25 protein-coding genes are annotated in these 22670 nt (G+C 67.9%); 15 read left to right on the plus strand and 10 right to left on the minus strand.

Annotated features, from left to right (window positions below; translation table 11 throughout):
• Nucleotides 1–32 precede the first annotated feature (32 nt).
• Together lnt and K8Z61_RS03300 are read right to left on the minus strand one after the other, a co-directional pair.
• A complete protein-coding gene (gene lnt / locus K8Z61_RS03295) occupies nt 33–1658 on the minus strand; it encodes an apolipoprotein N-acyltransferase (protein ID WP_224127596.1) in 1626 nt (541 codons plus the stop codon).
• A gap of 36 nt (nt 1659–1694) precedes the next feature.
• On the minus strand, nt 1695–2249 hold the full coding sequence (locus tag K8Z61_RS03300) for a TlpA disulfide reductase family protein (RefSeq protein ID WP_224126633.1): 555 nt from the start codon (nt 2247–2249) through the stop codon (nt 1695–1697).
• A 222-nt stretch (nt 2250–2471) separates the two neighbouring features.
• On the opposite strand from K8Z61_RS03300, the gene K8Z61_RS03305 reads away from it, so the two are divergent.
• From K8Z61_RS03305 to K8Z61_RS03335, 7 genes are all read left to right on the plus strand, one after another.
• Complete coding sequence (locus tag K8Z61_RS03305; protein ID WP_224126634.1) at nt 2472–3092, plus strand: DUF3105 domain-containing protein; 621 nt, start codon at nt 2472–2474, stop codon at nt 3090–3092.
• Nucleotides 3092–3874, plus strand: a complete 783-nt coding sequence (locus K8Z61_RS03310; protein WP_224126635.1) for a DUF305 domain-containing protein — start codon at nt 3092–3094, stop codon at nt 3872–3874. Before K8Z61_RS03305 ends, K8Z61_RS03310 begins: the two co-directional genes overlap by 1 nt.
• Before the next feature lie 146 nt (nt 3875–4020).
• Nucleotides 4021–4491 (plus strand): TlpA disulfide reductase family protein, encoded by a 471-nt coding sequence (locus K8Z61_RS03315; RefSeq protein WP_224126636.1) that lies wholly within the window; start codon nt 4021–4023, stop codon nt 4489–4491.
• A 101-nt stretch (nt 4492–4592) separates the two neighbouring features.
• A complete protein-coding gene (locus K8Z61_RS03320; protein WP_224126637.1) occupies nt 4593–6095 on the plus strand; it encodes a cytochrome c biogenesis protein ResB in 1503 nt (500 codons plus the stop codon).
• Nucleotides 6092–7012, plus strand: a complete 921-nt coding sequence (gene ccsB / locus K8Z61_RS03325) for a c-type cytochrome biogenesis protein CcsB (protein ID WP_224126638.1) — start codon at nt 6092–6094, stop codon at nt 7010–7012. Before K8Z61_RS03320 ends, ccsB begins: the two co-directional genes overlap by 4 nt.
• 136 nt (nt 7013–7148) lie before the next feature.
• On the plus strand, nt 7149–7778 hold the full coding sequence (locus tag K8Z61_RS03330; RefSeq protein ID WP_224126639.1) for a copper resistance CopC family protein: 630 nt from the start codon (nt 7149–7151) through the stop codon (nt 7776–7778).
• Complete coding sequence (locus K8Z61_RS03335) at nt 7775–9790, plus strand: cytochrome c oxidase assembly protein (protein ID WP_224126640.1); 2016 nt, start codon at nt 7775–7777, stop codon at nt 9788–9790. The genes K8Z61_RS03330 and K8Z61_RS03335 overlap by 4 nt, the downstream gene beginning before the upstream one ends.
• A 39-nt stretch (nt 9791–9829) precedes the next feature.
• On the opposite strand, the gene K8Z61_RS03340 is transcribed toward K8Z61_RS03335, so the two are convergent.
• From K8Z61_RS03340 to K8Z61_RS03360, 5 genes are read right to left on the minus strand one after another with little or no spacing between them, the layout of a single operon-like run.
• Nucleotides 9830–10789, minus strand: a complete 960-nt coding sequence (locus K8Z61_RS03340) for a M48 family metalloprotease (RefSeq protein ID WP_224126641.1) — start codon at nt 10787–10789, stop codon at nt 9830–9832.
• 19 nt (nt 10790–10808) lie between these two features.
• Complete coding sequence (locus K8Z61_RS03345; protein WP_224126642.1) at nt 10809–11726, minus strand: cation diffusion facilitator family transporter; 918 nt, start codon at nt 11724–11726, stop codon at nt 10809–10811.
• A complete protein-coding gene (locus tag K8Z61_RS03350) occupies nt 11726–12562 on the minus strand; it encodes a cation transporter (protein ID WP_308116739.1) in 837 nt (278 codons plus the stop codon). The genes K8Z61_RS03345 and K8Z61_RS03350 overlap by 1 nt, the downstream gene beginning before the upstream one ends.
• Nucleotides 12559–12948, minus strand: a complete 390-nt coding sequence (locus K8Z61_RS03355) for a helix-turn-helix transcriptional regulator (RefSeq protein WP_224126643.1) — start codon at nt 12946–12948, stop codon at nt 12559–12561. The genes K8Z61_RS03350 and K8Z61_RS03355 overlap by 4 nt, the downstream gene beginning before the upstream one ends.
• Before the next feature lie 50 nt (nt 12949–12998).
• Entirely contained in the window at nt 12999–13355 is a 357-nt protein-coding gene (locus K8Z61_RS03360) for a BlaI/MecI/CopY family transcriptional regulator (protein WP_224126644.1), read from the minus strand.
• Between the two features lie 118 nt (nt 13356–13473).
• On the opposite strand from K8Z61_RS03360, the gene K8Z61_RS03365 reads away from it, so the two are divergent.
• The 4 genes from K8Z61_RS03365 (at nt 13474) to K8Z61_RS03380 (ending at nt 16372) form a co-directional block, all read left to right on the plus strand.
• Nucleotides 13474–14286, plus strand: a complete 813-nt coding sequence (locus tag K8Z61_RS03365) for a cytochrome c biogenesis CcdA family protein (RefSeq protein ID WP_224126645.1) — start codon at nt 13474–13476, stop codon at nt 14284–14286.
• Nucleotides 14287–14397: 111 nt separating this feature from the next.
• On the plus strand, nt 14398–15015 hold the full coding sequence (locus K8Z61_RS03370; RefSeq protein ID WP_224126646.1) for an isoprenylcysteine carboxylmethyltransferase family protein: 618 nt from the start codon (nt 14398–14400) through the stop codon (nt 15013–15015).
• Nucleotides 15016–15092: 77 nt separating this feature from the next.
• Nucleotides 15093–15734, plus strand: coding sequence for a thioredoxin domain-containing protein (locus tag K8Z61_RS03375; RefSeq protein WP_224126647.1), 642 nt, complete (start codon nt 15093–15095; stop codon nt 15732–15734).
• Nucleotides 15731–16372 carry a vitamin K epoxide reductase family protein gene (locus K8Z61_RS03380; protein WP_224126648.1) on the plus strand — a complete coding sequence of 214 codons (642 nt, stop codon included), beginning with the start codon at nt 15731–15733 and terminating at the stop codon, nt 16370–16372. The genes K8Z61_RS03375 and K8Z61_RS03380 overlap by 4 nt, the downstream gene beginning before the upstream one ends.
• 636 nt (nt 16373–17008) lie before the next feature.
• On the opposite strand, the gene K8Z61_RS03385 is transcribed toward K8Z61_RS03380, so the two are convergent.
• The gene (locus tag K8Z61_RS03385) at nt 17009–17308 is read right to left on the minus strand and encodes a thioredoxin family protein (protein WP_224126649.1); all 300 of its coding nucleotides are present in this window, start codon (nt 17306–17308) and stop codon (nt 17009–17011) included.
• Between the two features lie 293 nt (nt 17309–17601).
• Between K8Z61_RS03385 and K8Z61_RS19215 the strand changes: the two genes are divergently transcribed.
• A complete protein-coding gene (locus K8Z61_RS19215) occupies nt 17602–18741 on the plus strand; it encodes a copper resistance D family protein (RefSeq protein WP_224126650.1) in 1140 nt (379 codons plus the stop codon).
• A 166-nt stretch (nt 18742–18907) separates the two neighbouring features.
• Entirely contained in the window at nt 18908–19252 is a 345-nt protein-coding gene (gene fliL, locus K8Z61_RS03395; protein ID WP_224126651.1) for a flagellar basal body-associated protein FliL, read from the plus strand.
• Between the two features lie 273 nt (nt 19253–19525).
• Here the strand turns inward: fliL and K8Z61_RS03400 are convergent, their stop codons facing one another.
• Both K8Z61_RS03400 and K8Z61_RS03405 read right to left on the minus strand, forming a co-directional pair.
• Complete coding sequence (locus tag K8Z61_RS03400; RefSeq protein ID WP_224126652.1) at nt 19526–20581, minus strand: hypothetical protein; 1056 nt, start codon at nt 20579–20581, stop codon at nt 19526–19528.
• 228 nt (nt 20582–20809) lie between these two features.
• Nucleotides 20810–21076 (minus strand): DUF4229 domain-containing protein, encoded by a 267-nt coding sequence (locus K8Z61_RS03405; protein WP_224126653.1) that lies wholly within the window; start codon nt 21074–21076, stop codon nt 20810–20812.
• Between the two features lie 147 nt (nt 21077–21223).
• Between K8Z61_RS03405 and K8Z61_RS03410 the strand changes: the two genes are divergently transcribed.
• On the plus strand, nt 21224–21670 hold the full coding sequence (locus K8Z61_RS03410; RefSeq protein ID WP_224126654.1) for a helix-turn-helix transcriptional regulator: 447 nt from the start codon (nt 21224–21226) through the stop codon (nt 21668–21670).
• 317 nt (nt 21671–21987) lie between these two features.
• Complete coding sequence (locus tag K8Z61_RS03415) at nt 21988–22668, plus strand: SAF domain-containing protein (RefSeq protein ID WP_224126655.1); 681 nt, start codon at nt 21988–21990, stop codon at nt 22666–22668.
• The last annotated feature ends 2 nt before the right edge of the window (nt 22669–22670 follow it).

Consider the following 22670-nt stretch of genomic DNA (forward strand, 5'->3'; position numbering starts at 1 on the left):
AGCGCGACCGCAGCCTGGGACTGATTGGTCTGTCAGCGGCTTCCATCCGCCGCGGCGGATGCCTCGGATGCTTCGGCGAGTTGCTCGCGTTCCGTATGCAGCGGACCTGCGGTGCGTCGCCGGGTGCGGCCCGCACCAGCCGCGACGGCAGCAACACCCAGTAGGCAGATCATCCAGGTCAACGCGGGGCCGAGCCGGACGGCGGCGGTTTGGCGGTCGATCAGGGGGACTGTGGCCATCGCGACATCGGTCGTCCGTGGTCGTAGCCGGGTGACCACGGATCCGTCCGGGGCGATCACTCCGCTGATGCCGTTGGTGGATGCCACGACGACCGTGCGCCCGGTCTCCAACGCTCGTAGCCGGCTGATGGCGAACTGTTGCTCGAGCTGGGCGGTACCGATGAAGGAGGCGTTGCTGGTCTGCACGGTCACCAGTTGCGCCCCGCGTCGTACTTGCGCCGTGACCGAGTCGTCGAAGGCGACGTCGAAGCAGATCAGATCCGCCACCAGTGCTCCCGCTATCTCCAGGGGCCGGGTGCGTGTGCCTGGGGTCATGTCTCGCGGCACCATGTCGAGGCGGCCGATCTTCAGGCCTGCGAGCTGTTTGCGGAACGGGATGTACTCGCCGAAGGGAACCGGATGTCTCTTGGTGTACCGCTCGGAGACAGTTCCGTCCGTGTTCCAGACCAGGCCCTGGTTCAACACCTCGTCCGCCCGGCGCCCATCGACGATCGCCCCCACCAGTGTGGGAACCCCGATGGCCCTAGTCGCCTGGTTGATCCCCGATCGGGTCGCTGCGTCACTGAACGGGTCGACCGCGGTCGAGTTCTCCGGCCACAGCACGAAGTCTGGTCGTAGCAGATCGCCATTGCGGAGCTGCTGCGCGAGCCTCGTGGTGGCTGTGACGTGGTTGGCCGTGACCTGCCGGTGAACCGCGACCACGTCGTTGCCGGCGCCCGGCACATCGCCCTGGACCGCAGCGACCCGGACTGACGGCTGGCCGCTCTCCCAGGACGATGCCAAGGACGGGGCGGCCACAACGACGGGGAAGCCCACCAAGCCGACGAGCCCCAGCCCGGTCAGGAGTAGCTGGCGCCCCTCGAGGCCCCGTGACGCTGCGCTGCGGGAGCGCATGCCCAACAGGGATGCGCTGAGGGCGACGACCAGAGCCCCGAGGAGGGCCCCGAGGAGGGCGACCACGAAGCTGGTGCCGGACGCCCCGATCCAGGGCAGCCACCGCGACAGGGGCGTGTCGATCGTGGTCCACGCAAGCCGGGTCCATGGGAAGCCCCCGAGCGGCCACGCAGCCATGACGGTCTCGACCGTGACCCACCATGCCGCAACCCACAGTGGCCAACAGCGCAGCCGCGCCACCACCGCGATCCCAGCCCCGGCGACGGCGTAGTAGCCGGCCGCGGCGAAGCCGATGAGGAGCCACGCATCAGTTCCGATCACCCGCATCCAGGACGCCAGCGCGAGAACGTAGGTGAGGCCGAAGATCAGGCCCACCGCCGCACCTGTTCGCAGTCGCGCGGCGCGTGCCGCTGACACGAGACCGGCCACCGCGAGCGGGGCCATCCACCGCCACTCCAGCGGCGCCGCGGCCGAAGCCGCGCCGAGGCCGGCGGCCGCGGCCAGGATGGGTCGCCACCACGACATGCCGAACACCCGAATCAGCCCCGATCCAACGCCGGCTCAGCCGGCCGTTGCGCGGTCGGCGAGCGTGGCGAGCAAGCGACCAAGTTCCTTGTCAGACACCTCGCCAATCACGCGATCGACGACGCGACCCTCTGCGTCGACGGCAAGAGTCACCGGGAGCCCGGGCACTCGTGTTGCCTCGAGCACGGTGCCCTCGGCATCAACGACCTGGGGATAGGTGACGCCGAGCTCCTCGAGGAGTGCGCCTGCCAGCTCGACATCGTCGCGGGTATCGACACCCAGGAAACCGACCTCGTTGCTGCGGCGGGCGGCCTCGGCCAGCCGCGGCAGCTCCTTACGGCACGGCGAGCACCACGACGCCCAGAGGTTGACGATGGTGGGGCCGCGCAGGGCCGCCATGTCGACCGCGCTGGACTCGTTCAGGCAGGGGAGTGTGGTGCGGGGGAGGCCTTCGGAGGGCGACGAGCTCGGGCGGCCGTCGAGATTCGCGCAGCCCTTCAGTCCGGCGACCGCCACCGGCAACGTGTCCTTGTCGGCCCGGGCCGGCTGGTCGGTGTTGGCAGCGCACCCGGTCAGTGCGCTGAGGACCACGACAATGAGCCCGCTCGCCAGTCCCCGTCGTCTGCCGACTCTTAGGCCGGGCAGCTCCGTTCGGCGCCGGCGTCCCTCCTGGCCTCTCCGGGGCATGGTTGCCACGCAGGACTCCTCCCGACTCGCCCACACTTCTGCTACTAAGTAGAGTAGTACTAAGCCCGGTCGGAGCATGCTCGCAGGCGGGCCTCACACGCTCGCGACGACAGGACCGTGCTCACCGTGAACAACCCGCTGCGGCACTTGGCCGCCTCGCCTGCCCGCAAGACCGCTCTTGCAGGGATGCTTTTCGCGACGCTGACGACATTCACCGCGTGCGGGAGCGACGTGATCGACTCCGCCGCGAACAAGAAGAAGGGCTCGCCGACCAACGCCGAGCAAGGCTCGGACGGACAGACGAGTCCCGACAGTTCGATCCTGGGCGACGTCGTCGAGTACCCCAATCTCAGCCGCAACCACGTCCAAGGAGCGGTGAACTATCCACAGAACCCACCGGTGGGCGGTGACCATGCGCCCGTGTGGATGAACTGCGGAACCTACAACGCCCCGGTGGAGCCGGGCACGGCGGTGCACTCCATGGAGCACGGCGCGGTCTGGATCACCTACGACCCCAGCCTCGCGTCGGCCGACGTCGACGTGCTGGAGGCCTTGGCGGAGCGCAACGGGTTCGTCCTCGTCTCGCCCGTCGAAGGCATGGACGAACCCGTCGTAGCGACCGCCTGGGGGCGCCAGCTCCCGCTGGGCAGCGTTGATCAAGCCACGCTGACGGCATTCGTCGACACCTTCGCGCAGGGTCCGCAGACACCCGAGCTCGGCGCACCCTGCACCGGGGGCCTCGGCTGATGTCGGGCGACGAAGACAATCCCACCAAGGACGCGCCGGGCCTCGATAGGGCCGGACAAGGCCAGCCCAGCTACCGCCGCCTGTACGCCGGACTCGCGATCATGGCTGCCTTGTTCCTGATCGTGGCCGGAGTGTTCATCGGGAGCCTGCTCCCCAGCGGGGGCTCCACGGCCGCGGAGAAGACGAAGCCTGCCCCGTCGACGATCGACGTCGGCTTCCTGCGCGACATGCAGACCCACCACTCCCAGGCCGTCGAGATGTCGGTAATGGTCCGCGACCGCACCGACGACGAGGAAGTCCGCCAGGTTGCGCTGGACATCGAGCTGACGCAACAGCAGCAGATCGGGCAGATGTACGGGCTGCTCGCGAGCTGGAACCAGTCGCAAAACAACCCGAGCCCCATGAGCTGGATGACAACCGACACCGGCGGGAGCAGCGACGACGACACCCACAGCGGCATGTCGGGCATGTCCGATATGCCCGGGGCCTCGGACGCCGGTGCCGGCGACAGCGCGAGCGCCGGTGTGATGGCCATGCCCGGGATGGCCTCTGCGGCCGACCTTCAGCGCCTCGCCTCCTTGCGCGGCCGTCCGGCCGAGCGGCTGTTCCTGGAGCTGATGATCGCCCACCACGAGGGTGGCCTCCCCATGGCCAAGTCCGCTGAAGCCCGCGCGAGCGAGCCCTGGGTTCGCACCCTGGCGCGGAGCATCGTCGAGGCACAGACCAGCGAGCTCACTGCCCTACGAACCATGCTGGACGCCCGTGGAGGGCCGCTGGGGTGAGAGGAAGCACCGGCCAGCGGGCGACTCTCCTCGGTGTCCTCGCTGTCATCACTGCTGTCGTTGCCTCAGGTTGCGGGGCGAACACCGACGGATCCCCGACCGCGACCCGACCCGTCGTCGAACAGATCGCGGAGGCTGACCGAACCATGGTCGAACCGTTCTCCGGTCGCCTGCTCGACGGCAATGACTTCGACAGCAGCGACCTCCTCGGGGCCGTTGTGGTCTACAACGTGTGGGGATCGTGGTGCGCACCGTGCCGCACTGAAGCACCCGAACTCGCCCAGGTCGCTGCCGACACCGCCGACGATGGGATCCGTTTCGTCGGGATCAACGTTCGTGACAACGACGCCGCCGCGAGGGCATTCGAGGACCGCTACGACCTCGCCTACCCGAGCCTGACCACCGACACCTCGAGCGCGGCGCTGCTCGCCTTCGGGCCGGCCCTCCCCCCGAGTGCGGTGCCCAGCACCATGGTCGTCGACGCCGATGGCCGACTGGCCGCCCGCGTCATCGGACCTGTCGACGCCTCAACGCTGCGCGCGCTCATCGCCGACGCGAGCCAGTCGACCCGGTCAACACAGCCGACCCAGCCGGCCAGCGGGACGGCGACACCATGACCGACCTCGCGCCACCGCAACCAGAGCAACAGCTGAATCAGCGTCCGAGCAAGCCCATCTCATGGGGGTGGTTCCGGTGGACCTGGCGCACGCTCACCTCGATGCGCACCGCCGTGATCCTCCTGGTGCTGCTTGCCCTCGCCGCCATCCCCGGGTCGCTGTTCCCGCAACGCAATGTCGCCTCCGACCCGGCTGCCGTGCAGCAGTACGCCGTCCGTCATCCCGACCTGGCGCCTTGGCTCGATCGGATCGGCTTCTTCGACGTCTACGCCTCGCCGTGGTTCGCCGCCATCTACGTTCTGCTGCTGGTCTCGATGACCGGTTGTGTCCTGCCGCGCTCGCTGCGGCTGTGGCGCGCCGTTCGTAGCGCGCCGCCCTCCGCGCCCCGCAACCTCGCCCGCCTGGAGGACCATCAGGCGTGGGACACCGACCGGGCGCCAGCCGAGGTCCTCGCGGCCGCGGCACGCTACCTGCGCCGCAAGCGATTCCGAGTCGTCGTCACCGACTCCGAGGTCCGTGCCGAGCGCGGCTACCTCCGCGAAGTCGGCAACCTCACGTTCCACCTGTCCCTGCTGGTGCTCCTCGTCGGCATCGCGGTCGGCAAGCTCGTCGGGTTCGAGGGCAGAGTTGCGATCGCTGAGGGCGGAACCTTCGCCAACGACCGTTCCCAGTACGACGTCTTCACGCCGTCTGCGTGGACTGATGTGGATGGCCTCGTCCCGTTGTCGTTCCGGCTCGACAAGTTCGACGTCAAGTATCAGGTTCGCGGACCCAACCCGGGTCAGCCGAGCCAGTTCAGTGCACGGATCACCTACCAGAGCGGCAGCGGAGCCCAGCAACGCACGACCGTACGGCCCAACGAGCCACTCGACGTCGACGAGACCAAGTTCTTCCTGACCGGCAACGGCTACGCCCCTCGCGTGACCGTTCGCGATGGCCGCGGCAAGGTTGTTTTCACAGGACCAGTCCTCTTCTTGCCCCTCGACGCCAACAACAGCTCCGAAGGCGTCGTGAAGGTCCCCGACGCCCAGCCGACCCAGCTCGCCTTCGAGGGCCTGTTCCTCCCGACAGCAGACGTCGGCCCCCAGGGGCCCTACTCGATGTTCCCCGACGCTCTCGACCCGCAGCTGTTCCTCACCGCGTGGACCGGCGACCTGGGCCTGGAGGACGGCGTCCCGCAGTCCGTGTTCGCCCTCGACCGCGACGGCCTCACCCAGGTCCAAGCCGACGGCAAGCCCTTCGCCCAAGCGCTCGAGGTGGGCGAGACCATGACCCTGCCCGACGGACAGGGCTCGCTGACCTTCGACGGGGTCTCCCGCTTCGCCAACTTCCAGATCGCCTACGACCCCGGCAAGGAAATCACCCTCACCGCCGCGATCGCGATCCTGATCGGCCTCACCACGTCGCTAATCATCCGACGCCGGCGGATCTGGGTACGGATCAGCCCGACGCAATCCTCCGGCTTCCTCGTCGAGACCGCCGGCCACTCACTGACACGCCGCCTCCCGCCCAGCGCAGAGATCAGCAAACTCGTCACGGCCCTTGGCGGGCCAACGTCTCCGGCAGCCCCGGCGGACCCGGCAGACAAGGACCCCCACACATGACCAACCAGACGCTCGCACAGCTCTCTAACAGCCTCGTGTACGCAGCCATCGCCGTCTACGCGCTCGCGATGCTGTCCTACTCGGCCGAAGCCGCCCGGCGCACCGCGACCGGCTCCGCGCCACCCACCGAACGCACGCGCCTCGTCGGAGCCATCGGCACCTCCTTGACCGTGCTCGCCTTCGCCCTCACCGTCGGCGGCACCATCAGCCGCGGGTTCGCCGCCGGACGCGTGCCCTGGGGCAACATGTACGAGTTCGTCCTGGTGTGCTCGGTCGCGGCCGGAGCGGCCTACCTCGCGTTTCTCACCAGGCTGCCGGTGCGGGCCTTCGGAGTGTGGATCGTCGGCCTGATCCTCCTGGCACTCGGGCTCGCGGTGACCGTGCTCTACACGCCGGCCGGGGCGCTCGTCCCCGTCCTGGACTCCTACTGGCTCGTCATCCATGTCGCCGCCGCGATCACGGGTGGGGGAGTGTTCACCGTGGGCGCCGTCGCCACCGCCTTGTTCCTCGTCCGGACCCGCCTCGAGCGACGCGCCACCGCCGACCCCAGCGGCACCTCGGACGCTTCGGGCAGCCCGCGTCGCGGCTACGCCGCCAGCCTTCCGTCGGCCTCAACCCTCGAACAGGTCGCGCACGCCGCACACATGTTCGCGTTCCCGATCTGGACCTTCGCCGTGATCGCCGGCGCCATCTGGGCCGAGAACTCCTGGGGCCGCTACTGGGGCTGGGACCCCAAGGAGACCTGGGCCTTCATCACCTGGGTCCTCTACGCAGCACACCTCCACGCCCAGGCCACCGCCGGTTGGCGCGGGACCCGGGCCGCGTGGTTCGCCCTGGCGGGCTACGCCGCCTTCCTCTTCAACTTCTTCGGCGTGAACCTGTGGATCACCGGGCTCCACTCCTATGCCGGCGTCTGACCCCCCACGAGCACAAGGAGAACCCGTGTCCCCGACAGATCACGCCTCGAGCCGCCGCTTCCTCGAGTCAGGTGGCCGAGGTACCCGTAGCGCACTAGCCACTCTCGCTTTCGGTGCCCTGGCCACCTTCCTGCTGTTGGTCGCCAGCGCGTCACCAGCGACAGCACACAGCGAGCTCGCCTCCTCGAACCCCGCTCAGGACCAGGTGCTCGATCAGATGCCGACACAGCTCCAGCTGACCTTCAACCAGAACATCGCCCCGGAGTTCGCCGCAGTCACCCTCACCCCCGTCTCGGGTGGCCAGCCGACCTCGGTCGAGGTCACCGTGAAGGGCCCCAAGGTGACTGCCGCCGTGCCCGCGGATCTTCAGACCAGCGACGCGGACCGCTGGCGGATTGCCTATCGGGTCACCTCAGCCGATGGCCACCCGATCGACGGAACCGTCGACTTCAAGGTCCGCGCCGCTGCACCGGATCCGTCTGCCACGTCTGAGCCGTCCCCGGGGCCTTCTTCGACGTCATCGTCGTCAGCCTCATCAGGGCCGGGTACGACCGGCGAGACCGATCAGGCACCTGAGTCCTCCTCGACCCAGACTCCGAGTCAGCCCTCGTCTGCCGACAGCCCTGGCCCTACTGCTGACCCCGGGCCGTCTCGTTCCACCGGCGGCGGCAGCCAGACGCTCGCCACGATCCTGATCGGCCTGATCGCCGCGATGGGCGTCACTGCGGTGCTTGTCTGGCTGACCCGCCGGAAAGAAGAGGAATGAGCACCCCCGACGGACGCGTCGCACGTGCCGGGCTCACCGCCCTGGTCCCAGCAGCCGCCGTCACCGTTGCAGGCGGAGTGGCAGTCTCGTTGCTGATCGTGACCGGGGCGATGCCGCAGGCATCAGCGGTCGGGCTCCCGGATCCCGGCGCCCTCACCCGGTGGGGACTACCCGCCAGCCGAGCAGTACGCGACACCGCGATGCTCCTCACCCTCGGTGCTCTCACGGTGGCTGTGCTGATCCTGCCCGGCAAGAAGACCGGTCTGCTGGCGGCCTCTCAGCTTCGACTCGCCTGGCTGGCGGTCGCCACGGGCACGATGTGGTTGGTCTCGGGTTGCATCCAGCTGGTGCTGAGCTTCGCCGACATCGCCGGCATCGAACCTTCATCTACGACGATGCAGCAGCTGAGGTTCTTCATCTCTGAGATGGACGCGGGGGAGTACCTCGGCTGGAACGTTGCCCTCGCCGCCGTCGTCACGTTCATCGCCCTGTCTGCACGTACGACGACCGGGCTCGCCGGGGCGGCCCTCCTGACGGTCGCCGCCCTGTGGACGGTGGCACTGACCGGTCACGCCGCCTCCGATGCCAATCACGATCTCGCGGTCAACCTCCAGTTCCTCCACGTGCTCGGTATCGGGCTGTGGTTCGGCGGACTGGTCGCACTGCTCTGGGTACGCCGCGATCCCGGTCTCGACCTCTCCGTCGCTGCACGTCGCTACTCCAGGATCGCCGGATGGTGCTTCCTTGCCATCGCGGTCTCCGGCACCGCGGCTGCGCTGCTCCGCGTTCCCCAACTTGCCGACCTCGCCAGCTCCTACGGGGCGATCCTCAGCGTGAAGGTTGTCGTCTTCGGACTCCTCGGCCTCGCTGGCTGGTGGCAGCGCTCACGGCTGCTCACCCGGCTGCAGGACACGGGAGATCGTCGTGCCTTCACCGTGATAGCGGTGGCCGAGATCCTCCTCCTCGCCGTCGCGGCCGGCGCCGGTGCCGCGTTGGGCCGCACGCCGCCGCCCGGGGCCGCAGCCTCGGCGGTGCCCACGCCTACTGAGGAGCTCCTCGGCCACGCCATGCCCCCACCGCTCGGGCTGGCCCAATGGTTCAACGTGTGGCGCATCGACTCCTTCTGGGCTCCGACTGCCGTCGCTGCCGCGGTGATCTACCTGCTGGGGGTGCGGCGGCTGCGTCGCAGGGGCGACCGCTGGTCGACCGGCCGTACGATCGCCTGGCTATTCGGCTGCTTCACGTTGCTGTGGGCAACGAGCGGTCCACCCGGAGCTTATGGAGACGTGCTCTTCAGCATGCACATGGTGCAGCACATGACGGTCGCGACCGCCGTGCCGAGCTTCCTCGTGCTCGGCGCACCGGTAACGCTCGGACTCCGGGCCCTCGTGCGCCGCGACGACGGCTCGCGCGGTGCCCGCGAATGGCTACTGCTCGCGGTCCACTCCTGGCCAGCGCGTCTGCTCGGGAACCCGATCGTCGCGGCAACCATGTTCGTGGTCGGCATGATCGCCTTCTACTACTCCTCCGCGTTCGAGTCCTCGCTGCGCGGACACACCATGCATCTACTGATGACGGCGCACTTCCTCTTCGCCGGCTATCTGTTCGCCAACGTCATCTGCGGCGTCGATCCCGGACCCAAGCGACCCATCTATCCGTTGCGCGTGCTGCTGGTGATGGTCGTGTTCGGGTTCCATGCGCTGTTCTCGATCTCCCTGATGAGCGCAACCCAGCTCCTCGCTGGAGACTGGTTCACCTCCCTCGAGCGCCCATGGGGCCGCAGTCCACAGGCAGACCAATACCTCGGGGCCTCGCTGGGCTGGGGCCTCGGCGAATACCCGCTCGCGATTCTCGCGGTCGCCGTGGTGTGGTCCTGGGTACGCGACGACCACCGAGAGGCCAAGCGCCTTGATCGCCAAGCCGACCGCGACAACGACCAGGCGCTGTCGCAGTACAACGCCTACCTGAGCTCGGCCGGCCGATCCCGGTCAGCCGATACCGAGCCCAGCTGAGCCGGACAACAGGCCGACAGCCCGCCCGGTAGCCCGGGGTCAGGTGTGGATCGGCAGCCGACAGTAGTCGAGGAGCGCCGCCTCCAGCGCCGGCGCGGCAGCGATCAAGACCGGCGCGAGCATCAAGGTGAGCGCCGTCAGACGGATCGACCACCGCTGATGCTGCGTCAGCGCCGGACCGGTGGTCAACAGACGCTGAACACGTTGAATCGCGGGCCCCCCGTTGATCGCCATCGTCCCCACCGGCTGCGGACCCGCTGCCAGCTTCACCAGCGCGGCGGCCAGCTGCGGGCGATCCGACGCAACGGCCGCACGGTCGTCAGCATGCATCTCCACCAGCATCGCGGTCTCTGCCTCGGCGACAGCGAACAGGCGGCTGCGGGGGTGGGCCCGTCGGGCGGCAGCGGCCAGAGTCAGCGCCAGGTGGTGGCGACCGGTGAGGTGCGCCTTCTCGTGGGCGAGCGCTAGAACCCGCTGCTGTGGGGTGAGAACGCTCAGTGCGCCGGTGGTGACTACCACGCGGGCGGGATGGCCGGGGATGCAGAAGACCGCGGGCCGCTCGTCGTCGACCACCCACGTGCCGCTCAGCACGTCTCGCCTGCTGACGAGAGCGAAGCCGTCACGCTGGCGAGCCCGATGACGGTGCACCGTCCGCAGTTCACCCGCCACGCTGAATCCCCAGCGCGCTGAGAGCGCCACCGCTCCCAGCAACCCGAAGAAGCCGACGACGAAGCCGCCAGGGGTTTCATAGTGCTCGCGCAGCAGCACCGCGCAGGCACCGAGAACATCGGACATGTCCTCTGCGGCGACGGGAAGCACGGGGACGGCGAGCGCGAGCCCGGCCAGGATCACCGACGCCGGCACGGCGAGGGTCACTGCCTGCCAGGCGACGACGCCCAAGCGGGGCGCGCGCCGCGGCCAGGCTGCACCGGGCAAGACCCGAAGCGCCGATATTCGGACCAGGGCGGCGAAGGCCAGCAGAGCGAGCGCCGCGGTCATCGGACGACGCCCTGGCCTGTCACCATGACAGCTCCGTGCACGCCGTGGCATCCGATTCGACCTGCAAGGTGGCGTGCTCGACGCCGTACCGATCACGCAGAGCCGCTTGGGCGGCGACGAGGACCGCGGGCGACGACCCGGGGGCCGCGACCAGGTGCGCTGTGGCGACGTTCATGCCCGACGTCAGCGTCCACAGATGCAGGTCGTGGACCTCGTCCACCCCGTCAACGCCAATGAGCGTTGCCTCGACCTCGGCGGGATCCATGCCGGCCGGTGCGTGCTGGCCGAGCACGGTCAGCACCTCTCGGCCCAGCATCACGGCGCGGACGACGACGAACGCGGCGATCGCAAGGGCGATGCCGGTGTCCCACCACACGCTGCCGGTGAGGGCCACCATCAGGCCCGCAGCGATGACCCCGACGGAACCGACGGTGTCGGCGACCACCTCGAGGTAGGCCCCCTTGACGTTGAGGCTTTCGCCGGCTCCGCCGCGCAGCAGCATCAGGGCAGCGATGTTGATCAGCAACCCGATGGTGCCGACGACCATCACTGCGCCGGACTCGAGCTCGACGCTCTGCCCGATCCGGCGCAGGCCCTCGATTGCGACGTATGCGCCGGCGCCGAGCATGAGGAGCACGGTCAGGCCGGACGCGAAGACCTCTGCTCGGTAGGAGCCGAATGTCTTGCGGCCCGTGCGGTCCTTCATCGTGGCGATCCGGGTGGCAGCGAGTGCGGCGCCGAGCGCGACGACGTCGGCGGCCATGTGGCCGGCGTCGGACAGCAGGGCCAGCGATCCCGACCAGAGGCCGGTGACGAGCTCGACGCCGAAGAACGAGCCGACGAGGCCGAAGGAGAGCCCGAGCCGCCACCGGTGTCGGCCACCGGCGTGGCCCTGAGCGGCGCCTTGGCCGTGTCCGTGTCCGTGTCCGACGCCCATCAGTTTCCACTCCGTCCAAGGGTGAGGGGGACAGTCGAGGCAGGCTGGCAGCAAGATGTGCCACACCCGTCGTCGACTGGTGCATCCTGCGGCGCTGACGCGGCCGCGGGGTGCTCGAGGCGCGCGGATTGCGCAGCAGGGAGCTCGCCGGTGTGCGCGGGACCGCAGGCGCATCCCTCTCCGCGCCAGGCCTCGATGCCCTCGCGAAGCGCAACAGCGGCGATCACCAGGCCGGCCAGCGGGTCTGCCCAGGACCACCCCAGGAGGGCGTTGAGCAGAAGTCCGGCGAGCAAAACTGCGGACAGGTAGGTGCACAACAGGGTCTGCGTGGAGTCGGCGACGACCGCGCCGGAGCCGAGCTCTCGGCCGGTGCGGCGTTGTGCCCACGACAGGAACGGCATGATCGCCAGCGACAGCGCAGCCAGGGCGATGCCGACCGTCGAGGTGTCCGGGGCGTTGCCGCCGACGAGTGCACGCAGCGACTCGAAGGTGACGTAGCCGGCGAGCGCGAAGAAGCTGAGGGCCATCAGGCGAAGTGCCTGACGCTCGCGGGACTCGGGCAGCGGGTGCCGGAACTGCCAGAGGATGACCAGGCCGCTGCTGACCTCGACGACCGAGTCGAGCCCGAAGCCGACGAGCGCGACGGAGCCGGCTACCAGGCCGGCTGTCACGGCGATGACTGCCTCGATGACGTTGTAGGTCACCGAAGCAGCTGCCAGCAGCTGTGCTCGTCGCATCAGTCGTCGGCGGCGGTCCGCGTCCAGCGCCGCCCAGGCGCCGCCGCCGGTCACGCCGCTACCTGTCACGCCGGCGTTGGGCGAGCCGGCGGTGGTCATGCCGTGGCTCCGATGCCGGAGCTGGGGCACAGGACCACGGCGTCGCCGGTGGCCGAAAGGAGTTCTTCAGTCGCGGCGAAGACCTTCACGACGGCGCCGGGCTGGGTCAGGGTGAAGACGGAGGAGCGACCCACCGGCCTCGACTCGACCAGTCCGCAGTCGCGCAGGCAGGCAAGGTGCTTGGAGACGGTGGACTGGGCCAGTCCGAGGTGCGAGGTGAGCTCGGCGACGTTGTGCTCGCCCAGCAGGAGGTGACGCACGATCGCGACCCGCGACGGGTCGCCCATTGCGCGGAACAGGCAGGACGCGGCGATCGCTGCGGCGTGCTCGTCCACCTCGCTCACCTCGTCGGCCGGGGTGGCAACACCCTCACTATGCATCGTCATGCGGCGATAATAGCGACAGGTGGCGTGGTCCCGTCAACATGGAGTCCGCGTCATTCGCGAGAGCGGTCCAGCAAGGCCCGAAGCTCGGCGGCCTCCTCGGGAGGCAGCTGTTCCACGAAGTGGACCAATGCGGCGGTCCGATCGCCGCCGGTGTCGAGCGCCTCTGACATCAGGCCCGCGACATGGGCATCGCGCGACGTGGCGGGCCTGTAGTGCCACGCCCGGCCGACGCGTTCGCGATGCACGAAGTCCTTGCGGTGGAGGTTGTCGAGCACGGTCATCACCGTCGTGTACGCCCGGTTCCGATCCTGGGGCAGCGCGTCAAGTACCTGTCGCACCGCGAGTGCAGATTCGGCCGACCACAGGATCTCCATCACCTGCGCCTCCAGCTCGCCGAGACCCTTCATGGCCTGTTGCTCCTCCCGATCGCGCCGACTACAACAACACTTATCCTATGCTCGATAGTAGATGCGCGGGCCGAAGTCCGCACTGCTCGACACGGACGCCGGGGACAACCACAGACACATGAATGCCACCGACATCGTCATGGACGGCCCCCTCCTCCTCGCCGTGGGGCTCGCCGCTGCAGCAGGGCTGGTGTCCTTCCTCTCGCCCTGCTGCCTGCCCCTGGTGCCCGGCTACCTCTCGTACGTCACCGGTATGTCCGGCGCAGAGCAACTCGACAAGCGCTCCGTCGCGGGAGTAGGGCCGGGGATGCCTGGAGCGTCGGGGGCCGGGGAGGCCCGGCGAAGTGGGCGGCGCACCATGCTGGGCGCCGTCCTGTTCGTGCTCGGCTTCGCTGCGGTCTTCACTAGCTACGGCGCGCTCTTCGGCGCCCTGGGCGGATTGCTGATCGAGCATCAAGAGGCCCTGGTTCGGGCGCTGGGGGTCGTCACGATCATCTTCGGCCTGGTGTTCAGCGGGCTGCTCTGGAGAGTCCCGCTGGCCGGCCGCAGTTTCCGGCTCACCTATCGACCGCGCGTTGGACTGGCTGGAGCCCCGCTGCTCGGCGTCATGTTCGGGCTCGGCTGGACCCCGTGCATCGGCCCGACCCTCGCCGCGGTGCTCACTCTCGCCACATCCTCGGCGGGCGCAGAAAGGGGAGCTTTGCTGTCCTTCGCCTACAGCATCGGACTCGGGATCCCGTTCGTGGTGGCGGCCTTCTCGGTAGCGCGAGTCATGGATCGACTCAGCTGGGCTCGAAAGCACGCCAACCGCGTCATGCTGCTCGGCGGGATGGCGATGGTCGCCCTGGGGGCGCTCCAGGTCAGCGGCCTGTGGTTGGAGCTGATGACGCGCCTCCAGGGAGTGGTCGCCAACTGGCAGACCCCCATCTAGGCCGGCGAGTGTACGGCGCAGGGATCGCAGGGCTGGCGCATCGCCGCCGAGCACCTCTCGTCCGGGGGTCGCTCTTGACCAGACGGTCCCGCCGGCATCTATCATCGTGGTATGTCGATACTATCGCCATATGGCGCGCTTTCTTTGTTTGCTGTCTACCTGGTTGTCGGCTTCGGGATCCGGACCTGGCTCCAGGTGCGTCGTACCGGTGACTCCGGTTTCCGTGGGCTGAGCGGACGGACCGGCTCGGCGGAGTGGTGGGCTGGGATCTTGTTTGGCGCCGCCTTGCTCCTCGGCGCCCTGGGACCGGTTGCCGGCATCCTGGGGCTGGCCGATCTCGCCGCTCTTGACCATGACTTCCTAGCGGCGGGTGGCATGGCCTTGGCGCTCCTCGCCATCGGCGGCACCCTGCTCACGCAGATGGCCATGGGGGACAGCTGGAGGGTGGGGGTCGACGAGGGGGAACGGACCGAGCTCGTGATGTCGGGTCCATTCCGGGTTGTCCGCAATCCCATCTTCACGGCGATGGTCGCGACCGGTGCAGGTCTGGTGCTGGTCGTGCCGAACATCGTTGCCGTCGTCGGTTGGCTGCTCCTGGTGTTCGCTATCGAGTTGCAGGTGCGAGTCGTCGAAGAGCCGTACCTCAGGCGACAGCACGACGAGAACTATCCCGCGTACTGCGCCCGAGTTGGACGGTTCGTGCCGGGCTTGGGTCTTGTGGAGCGCTGAGTCCGCAACCAACCGCCATCTACGATGCGCCCTAGTAGCTGTCGATCGAAGGGTGCACTGTGAAGACCCAGGTGAAGATGTCCCTGGCCCTGGTTGGGGTTTTCGTGATCGCGGTGGCGGTTCTGCTGATGACGGCAGGTCGGGACGAGGCGAGCCCCGGGTCCGACGCCCCAGGCGGGCGGACGGACAGCCGGCTGGTCCGTGCCGACAGCCGGATCCTGGGAGACAAGGGGAGCACCGACGTCACCTTCGTCGAGTTCCTCGACTTCGAGTGCGAGGCGTGTCGCGCCGCGTACCCGATCGTCGAGCAGCTGCGCGAAAAGTACGGCGACCGGGTCACCTTCGTCGCCCGCTACTTCCCGCTGCCGGGCCACTTCAACTCGGGGCGAGCTGCCCGCGCGGTCGAGTCCGCTGCCCGGCAGGGCAAGTTCCTCGAGATGTACTCCAAGATGTATGAGTCCCAGGCCGAGTGGGGGGAGAAGCAGGAGCCGCTCGACGACCTCTTCCGCAGCTTCGCCGTGGAGCTCGGGCTCGACATGACGACCTACGACACCGACTACTCCTCGGCCGAGGTTGCCTCGCGCGTGCAGCGCGACGTCGACGACGGAACCGCGCTCGGCCTCCAGGGAACACCCACCTTCTACCTCGACGGTGAGCTGCTCAGGCCTTCCTCCGTCGCGGACTTCGAGAAGGCCATCGAGGACGCACTCGCAAAGTGAACCGGCTGCCGATGAGCCCTGGCGACACCCCCGAGACCGTCGCGACGCCGACAGCCAACCGGGCACTCGCCGTCTTGCTCCTGGTCGGCGGTGCCGTCGGTCTCACTGCCGCCTTCTCCCTGGTCCTGGAGAAGATCGCACTGCTCACCGACGCCAACTACACCCCGACCTGCAGCCTCAACCCCGTCCTCAACTGCGGCTCCGTCATGAAGACGCCGCAGGCCGAGCTCTTCGGCTTTCCCAACCCGCTGCTCGGCGTCGTGGCGTTCCCGGTCCTCATCGCCACCGGAGCGATCCTCCTGGCCGGCGCACGCCCTGCCCGCTGGTACTGGCTCGGGCTACAGGCGGGAGTCACCCTCGGCATGGTGTTCGTCGGATGGCTGATCTTCCAGAGCCTCTACCGCATCGGAGCACTCTGTCCCTACTGCATGGCGGTGTGGGCAGTCGTCGTGCCGATGTTCTGGTACGTCAGCCTCCGCAATGCCACCGCCGGTGTACTGGGAGGACGAGTGGCAGGCTCGCCCGTCGTTCGCGTCCTGCGCGACTGGCACCTGTTTGGCCTCATGGTCCTCATCCTGATCGTTGTTGGACTGATCCTCGAGCAGTTCTGGTACTACTGGCGCACCGCGCTCCTCTGATTCCGTCTCTTGGGCCGGCTCCACCAGCAGGAGGACGTGGCCCGATTGGGGGCCGACCAGGCGAGCAACGCGTCAGCGACACGGAGGCGCAGTCAGTTGCTGCCGCCAACACCGGGCGCTGATGGGCGCCCGTGGACCTTGCTAACTACAGGCCGAAAGAACCGCCTCCAATCGGGATGACGAGGCAAAACATGATGAGGACGAGCGGGAACAGGATGTGCTCCTGACCTGTTCGCTTCGCACCCATCCGCAAACGGCCGACCCGGCGGCGGGCCGCCCACGGGCGGACCGGCTGATCTGGAACCGGGTCGCGTCCCTCGTCATGCGCCGCCCCGTCTGATCCTGGTCTCGGTTAGCTCCGTGCTCGTCTGGCTGTTGGTGACGTTCCCTTACGCGCTCGCCGGAAGAGGCCGCTTGCGGCCTGCGCCCATCACGGCACATTGAGGTCCGCCTTCACCTCAGCCGAGTGCGCCGAGCGGTGCCCCCACGGGAACACCCACCGGAACAGACTCAAGCCTCGACGGTGACACCAGCAGTCCTCCGAGCAGCCGCATCTCATCGCACCGAAATGTTCGGCGACCCGGTTCCCGACCGCAATGAGCAGGTAGCCACCGACGGCCACGAGCAAGACCCGCTTCACGCCAACACCTCCACCAGTTGCGCCGTGTCCGGCGCCCCCCGGAGGCCCGCCGGTGTGGCGTAGACGCGGCACGCGAGGCCAACCAGCTCCTGACCGGTCGCGAACGGATCGATCCCGTCGATCCGGATCGTCGGCGACCCCACCAAGCCGACCTCCTCGGCCTCAGCGAGTGTCTCGATCGGGCGCCGCTCAACGACGATGTCGGCGCGACCCAGCACGGTCAGCGCCTCCATCAGCCGGTCGTCGGCAACCTGCCAGTTCGGGCACCCGCTGAAATACAGCAACTCAACTTGCAACGGGATTCCTCCTCGAGGATCAACGAGACTACCTCTCACTCTGCCACCAGCCACGCGAGACCGGCCCACCCAGCAACCGAGTCGGCTGACACCAAGGCTCTGCGCCGACGCCCGGTACTGCGATCCTCAACCCGCTCCCGAGCTCCCAGCGAATCGATCCGCGTGGGCGACAAGCATCCAGCTGCAGTCTCCAACTACTATAGGAGTTAGTAGACGGCGGAGCCCGAAATGTAGCCGACGGTCGGCTAGGGGCCCTGGGGTCGTAGGAGTCGGTAGGGCGAAGGAGCAGCGGGGTGACGCACCGGTCGGCCGCTCTTGCAACGTTGGTCGGCTCCATCTTGATCGGCGGTGTGGCTTTGGCCGTCCTGACCGTGACAGATCCTCAGCCCGCCCTGGGCCTGGGCCTACCGGACGCCGGCGCGATCACGCGTTGGGGGCTTCCCGTCGCGCGGGGAGTTCGCGACCTCTCGGCGGCGGCCACGATCGGTCTGTTGTTCGTCGTGGCAGTCCTATTGCCGGACGACGCTCGCGCACGCCCTCGCCTGGCCGAGGCACGAGCTCGGGGCATCACGGCGGCGACCATTGGCGCCGGGGTGTGGGCGATCGCCAGCGCGGCGGTCCTCGTGCTCACCTACTCCGACACGGCCGGCATCCCAGTCCTCGAGCCCAGCCTGTGGTCCACGATGCCGACCTACCTCCGGAGCGTCGAGCTCGGTCAGGCCAACCTGATCGGCACCGCCATGATCACTGCCGTCGCCGTTGGCTGCCTCGTCGCTCGAAAGGTTGACGGCACCGAGGTAGCAGTCCTCCTCGGCTCGCTCGCGGCCCTGTGGCCCATCGCAACCACCGGCCACGCTTCCACCGACGCCAACCACCAGCAGTCCGTACTCCTGCTGTTCTCCCACCTCGTCGCCGTGAGCATCTGGTTCGGAGGACTGGCGGCCTTCGGATTCCTTCAAGACCAGATCGGACGCTACCGACACGCGGTGCTCCGCCGATACTCAGTCACCGCGACCTGCTGCCTGGCGCTGGTGGCCCTGTCTGGTGTGGTCAGCGCGATGCTCCGACTCGGCTCCTGGTCCGCGCTGAGCTCCCCCTACGGTGCCGTGATCGCAGCCAAAGCAACTCTGCTGCTCGTGCTGGGAGCCGTCGGCTTCCTCCACTGCCGACCACTCGTCGACAAGACGCCGACCTGGACTGCTCGAGCTCGCCGCCGATTCACCGCCCTCGCCGGCGTCGAGTTGCTCGTCATGTGCGTCGCAGTCGCCCTGGGGATCGCGCTCGGGCGCACCCCACCGCCCGACCCCGACCCCTCGCCGGCGACGACACGACACCTGGTTGATCGGTCCCAAGGGGCGACGTCCGAGCAGAGGCGAGCCGCACCGTGGTGTGGGAGGCCGAGCGGCCCGCCTCCTATTCTTCATAGTAGATAACCTCATGAATGGGGCGCGCGGCGCCGAATACACAGGGCAGAAGATCAGCCAAGCCCAGGAGTAGCCGATGCCCCAAACACCAACCGATACGAGTTCTGGGCCGCCGAAAAGTCCCCAGCCCCAGCGCAGCGGCAAAGGTCTGACCAGGTGGATAGCCCTGATCTGTGTGCTCACCGCTGCAGGCGGAGTCGCCTGGCTCAAGTTCCAGCCAGGTAAGGACAGGGAGCCAGAGCCCGGCGAAGTGATGGTCCTCGAACCCGTGCAGCTGAACCTGGCCGCCGGCAGGTACTTGAGGATCGGCATCGCCCTCCAACTCGCTGAGGGCATCAAGGAAGTCGACGGATCACAAGCGCTCGACGCCACGATCACCCGATTCTCCGGACTGCCTCTCTCAGCCGTCGACGACGCCAAGGAACGCGACCAACTGAAGGCCGCGCTGACCGACGAACTCACTCGCCTCTACCCCGACCAGGTCCTCGACAGCTACTTCGTCGAGTTCGTAACCCAATGAACGCTCCAGGTCGGCCTTCAATCGACCTGGAGCGACACGGGAGTGGGCACTTCGGCAACGCCTGACGTGCGTCTACGCCCGCCTCTGCACCCGATCCGATCGCCGGCAAGGTTGGCCTGGAAGCACTACCTCGAGGCACTCCCGGGGGTCACGCACGACCGGCGCCTGGTCTTCGTGGGAGACAACTTCACGACCGAGATCGGCCTCAGCCCGACCTGATCAGTGCGGTCCGGGCGGGCCCGGTCTCCACAGGAAATGCACCGCCGGTGACTTCTACCCTCGCTCCGAGGCTTCGTGGCCCCCATCCCGCTGGGGAATCGGACGCCGTTTGAAGATGTAAACCCCGTGTCCCACCTCGGGCGGCAGGACCATTCCGCTGAGAGTCTCCTCCATGGAGAAGTCGAAGGTCTGCTGCTGTCGATAGGACGTCCAGTTCCCGGTACTGAGCTCGCTGGTGGACGAGATCACGATGTAGAGCTCCACGCTGGGGGTGGCGAACACGTGCTTCTCGAAGTCGTTGCCGGCCGGGGGCCAGGAGCAGATCACGACCTTCGGCTGGTGCTCCCGCAACGCCGCCCGGGCATCTTGGCGAAGAACGGCACCGGGAAAGGTGATGGTGTCGTTCCAGCTGTAGTTGTCGGTCGCGGTGACATCCACGCCCGCCTCGGTCAAGAACCGTGCCAGGGTTCCGTCACCGGCCGCGATCTCGAGACACGGCCGGTCGCCGATCAGCTCCGCGAGGCGGGAAACCAGCCTAGAGGAGTAGAAGCACCAGATGCCCTTGGGCTGAACCAACGGCATCAAGAGCCGCCGCTGGGAGAGCATGGGCCACACCAGCCGGAACAACCCAAGCGCGACAGGCTTACGCTCCAAGTCGCGCTTGAACAGCAGCTTCTGGGCAACGAATCCATTGATGAGGTTGAACCGAATCCGACCCTCGGAGACGCCAGTCGAGGACCGTACGATCGCGTGCTTGAGGAGATGGACCGTCATCTGTCGCTGTGCCTCGGCCCTGACGCGCTCGCGGGCGGGGCGCACTCGACTGCCAGGGAGGTTCTGCGCAGGACGGGACGCCTCGAGGATGTAGGCCTTGATCTCCTCCTCGTCGTTCCGAGCAACCACCTGGGCGACATCGTGATGCACCCGTTCCCATACAGCCGGGAACCGCACTTTCAGGTCACTCAACGAGTGTCGCCCTCGCAGCCACTCGAGGTCCTCCACCGGCCGACCACCGCGGCGGGACTTCTTCTCGCCGGCACCCGACGGGTGGCGCTCCCCGGACGGCACCGACGACGGCACCGACGACGGCACCGACGACGTCGAACTCACCGTCCGCGGTTGCAGCTGTGCGCGAGCGGAGCGCAACGTTTTGGAATCGACTGTTGCGGCCACGCCATCTGATTCGGCAGAGACCGTGCGGAGCTGAACTGGACGGACCATTCAGTCCCCCCGGAGCCGGCCGAGGTCCCTTCCCCAGCCAATTCTGTGGTTGTTCGCTGCGGCACCCACAGCCCCACGAAGAAGCGGCACCCCAGCTCCGTGCTGGTGACCCGGGGGTCAGTCCGCGGAGCTGTCTTCCTTGGACCGCACCTCCTCGTACTTCTCGGTCATCCGCCCAGCGCGCTGCTCAACCTTCACGGCAAGAGCGTTCCGCTGACGTGCGAGGACGACGTACGACGCGAGCCCGCTAACGAGGAAGGCGAGGACGAGGACAAGCAGCAGGTTCACGTTTTCGTCGATCATGAACCACGCCCCGAACACGATGCAGAACGCGCCGACAAAAAGTCCTACGCGCAAGGCTGCGTAGATCCAAAACTCCTTCACCTCACGGAGCCTAGGCCAGACACCTACTGAAACAAGTCGCCGTAGGACCGTTGACCATTTAGAGGTTCGGCAGGGACGTGCCACGGGTGACCGAGAGGATCACTCGCGACGACAGCTCCCTCATGCTGCGACTAGTGTCTGTCAGCGATGGTTTCCGGAATTGACCCCTCAGTGCTGCGCGCCGCTCGCGAGAAGGCAGGCTTGACCCAGCATGAGTTGGCGCGTCTCGTTGGTGCCGCTGGTGGGGAGCGCATATCTCGTTGGGAGCTGGGCGCGTCGGTCCCTCGGCCGGATTTCTTGGTGAAGCTTGCTAGAGCCCTCGACATCCCGACCCTTCGTCTCATTCACATGGATGGTGAAGTTCCTGATCTCAGGGCACTTCGTTTGAAGGCCGGGCTGACGGTGCCCGAGCTGGCTGCGGCCGTCAACGTGGCTGTGCCGACCTACTACGCCTGGGAGCAAGGCCGTTGGACCCGACTCCCAGCAGCCACGCAGCGTGACAGCCTCGCCCGTGCGTTAGCGGACACCATTGACGTCGTCGTCGCGGCCTTCCAGGAAGCCCGAGAGCAGCGTCTGCGGCGCGGGCAGCTCTAGCGCTGCAGATGAGCGGTCGCTCCGAGACTGTGCGTAATCCACAAGGGGAAATTCGTACCGAAAAGTCCGCATGATCTGTGGTCCCATGGACCTGGATGTTCGGTGCGTGCCAACGCTCAATCCCATCGGGGGGACTGGGCCACGCAACCACTTCCGGTCAGGACTCGGGCGATGACATCTCGGAATCGGTCAGCTGTGGATAGCGATTCGTTCGATAGAAGTGCACTAGTGTGTTTCTGTAGATTCGGGTTGGTGATGACCGCTCCCAGCGCGTCTTGGTACGTAGGTGATCGAGGCAGGAGAGGACTCGGGGATCCATGTCGATGAACGCTGCTCAACAAGCACGGGACGAGGTTGGCGCCAGTATCAAGGCGCCTCCCGGCCACAACCATTTCCCACGGCTGAGGCGCCGCCGCAGGCGCTGGGTCCTGGCACTCTGCACGGCCCTTGTCGCTGCCGGCGGCCTGGGGAGCGCGTTCGCGTTCACCTCGGTTAACGACACCCAAGAGGTCCTGGTCGTCAGCAACGACATCAAGCGAGGTGAGACCATCGAGGCAGGCGACCTCGCCGTCGTGCGGGTCAGCGTCGACCCGGCGCTCACCCCGGTCCCCGGCAGCCGGAAGGCCGAGCTCGAGGGCAGCCGCGCCGCCGTCGAACTGTGGGCCGGCACGCTGCTCACCGAGCAGGCAGTGGCCGACAATCTGGTGCCGGGGGATGGGGCGTCCTTGGTGGGCATCAGCCTGACTCCCGCCCAGATGCCGTCAGAGCCGCTCTACGGCGGCGACGTCGTCCGGATCGTCACCACGCCCGGCGATCAGGGCGAGATCACCGACAAGGAGCCGGTCACGATAGAGGCCACCGTCGTTGGAGTTAGCCGGGTCGAAGAGACGGGGGAGACCGTCGTCGACGTCTCGGTGCCCGAAGCCGAGGCCGCCGACCTTGCGGCCCGCGCCGCCACCGGACGGGTCGCGCTCGTCCTGGACGCTCGGGAGCGCTGAGG

The sequence above is a fragment of the Nocardioides sp. TRM66260-LWL genome (assembly GCF_020075545.1).
Lineage (GTDB): Bacteria > Actinomycetota > Actinomycetes > Propionibacteriales > Nocardioidaceae > Nocardioides.

Bases quoted from the DNA above. Each gene is read 5' to 3' on its own strand.
- K8Z61_RS03320 (WP_224126637.1), top strand. From the start codon at position 4,593: ATGCGCACCGCCGTGATCCTCCTGGTGCTGCTTGCCCTCGCCGCCATC.
- lnt (WP_224127596.1), bottom strand. From the start codon at position 1,658: ATGTCGTGGTGGCGACCCATCCTGGCCGCGGCCGCCGGCCTCGGCGCG.
- K8Z61_RS03355 (WP_224126643.1), bottom strand. From the start codon at position 12,948: ATGACGATGCATAGTGAGGGTGTTGCCACCCCGGCCGACGAGGTGAGC.
- K8Z61_RS03345 (WP_224126642.1), bottom strand. From the start codon at position 11,726: ATGGGCGTCGGACACGGACACGGACACGGCCAAGGCGCCGCTCAGGGC.
- K8Z61_RS03310 (WP_224126635.1), top strand. From the start codon at position 3,092: ATGTCGGGCGACGAAGACAATCCCACCAAGGACGCGCCGGGCCTCGAT.
- K8Z61_RS03415 (WP_224126655.1), top strand. From the start codon at position 21,988: ATGTCGATGAACGCTGCTCAACAAGCACGGGACGAGGTTGGCGCCAGT.
- K8Z61_RS03370 (WP_224126646.1), top strand. From the start codon at position 14,398: ATGTCGATACTATCGCCATATGGCGCGCTTTCTTTGTTTGCTGTCTAC.
- K8Z61_RS03350 (WP_308116739.1), bottom strand. From the start codon at position 12,562: ATGACCACCGCCGGCTCGCCCAACGCCGGCGTGACAGGTAGCGGCGTG.
- K8Z61_RS03335 (WP_224126640.1), top strand. From the start codon at position 7,775: ATGAGCACCCCCGACGGACGCGTCGCACGTGCCGGGCTCACCGCCCTG.
- K8Z61_RS03365 (WP_224126645.1), top strand. From the start codon at position 13,474: ATGAATGCCACCGACATCGTCATGGACGGCCCCCTCCTCCTCGCCGTG.
- K8Z61_RS03315 (WP_224126636.1), top strand. From the start codon at position 4,021: ATGGTCGAACCGTTCTCCGGTCGCCTGCTCGACGGCAATGACTTCGAC.
- K8Z61_RS03410 (WP_224126654.1), top strand. From the start codon at position 21,224: ATGGTTTCCGGAATTGACCCCTCAGTGCTGCGCGCCGCTCGCGAGAAG.
- ccsB (WP_224126638.1), top strand. From the start codon at position 6,092: ATGACCAACCAGACGCTCGCACAGCTCTCTAACAGCCTCGTGTACGCA.
- K8Z61_RS03340 (WP_224126641.1), bottom strand. From the start codon at position 10,789: ATGACCGCGGCGCTCGCTCTGCTGGCCTTCGCCGCCCTGGTCCGAATA.
- K8Z61_RS03360 (WP_224126644.1), bottom strand. From the start codon at position 13,355: ATGAAGGGTCTCGGCGAGCTGGAGGCGCAGGTGATGGAGATCCTGTGG.
- K8Z61_RS03375 (WP_224126647.1), top strand. From the start codon at position 15,093: ATGTCCCTGGCCCTGGTTGGGGTTTTCGTGATCGCGGTGGCGGTTCTG.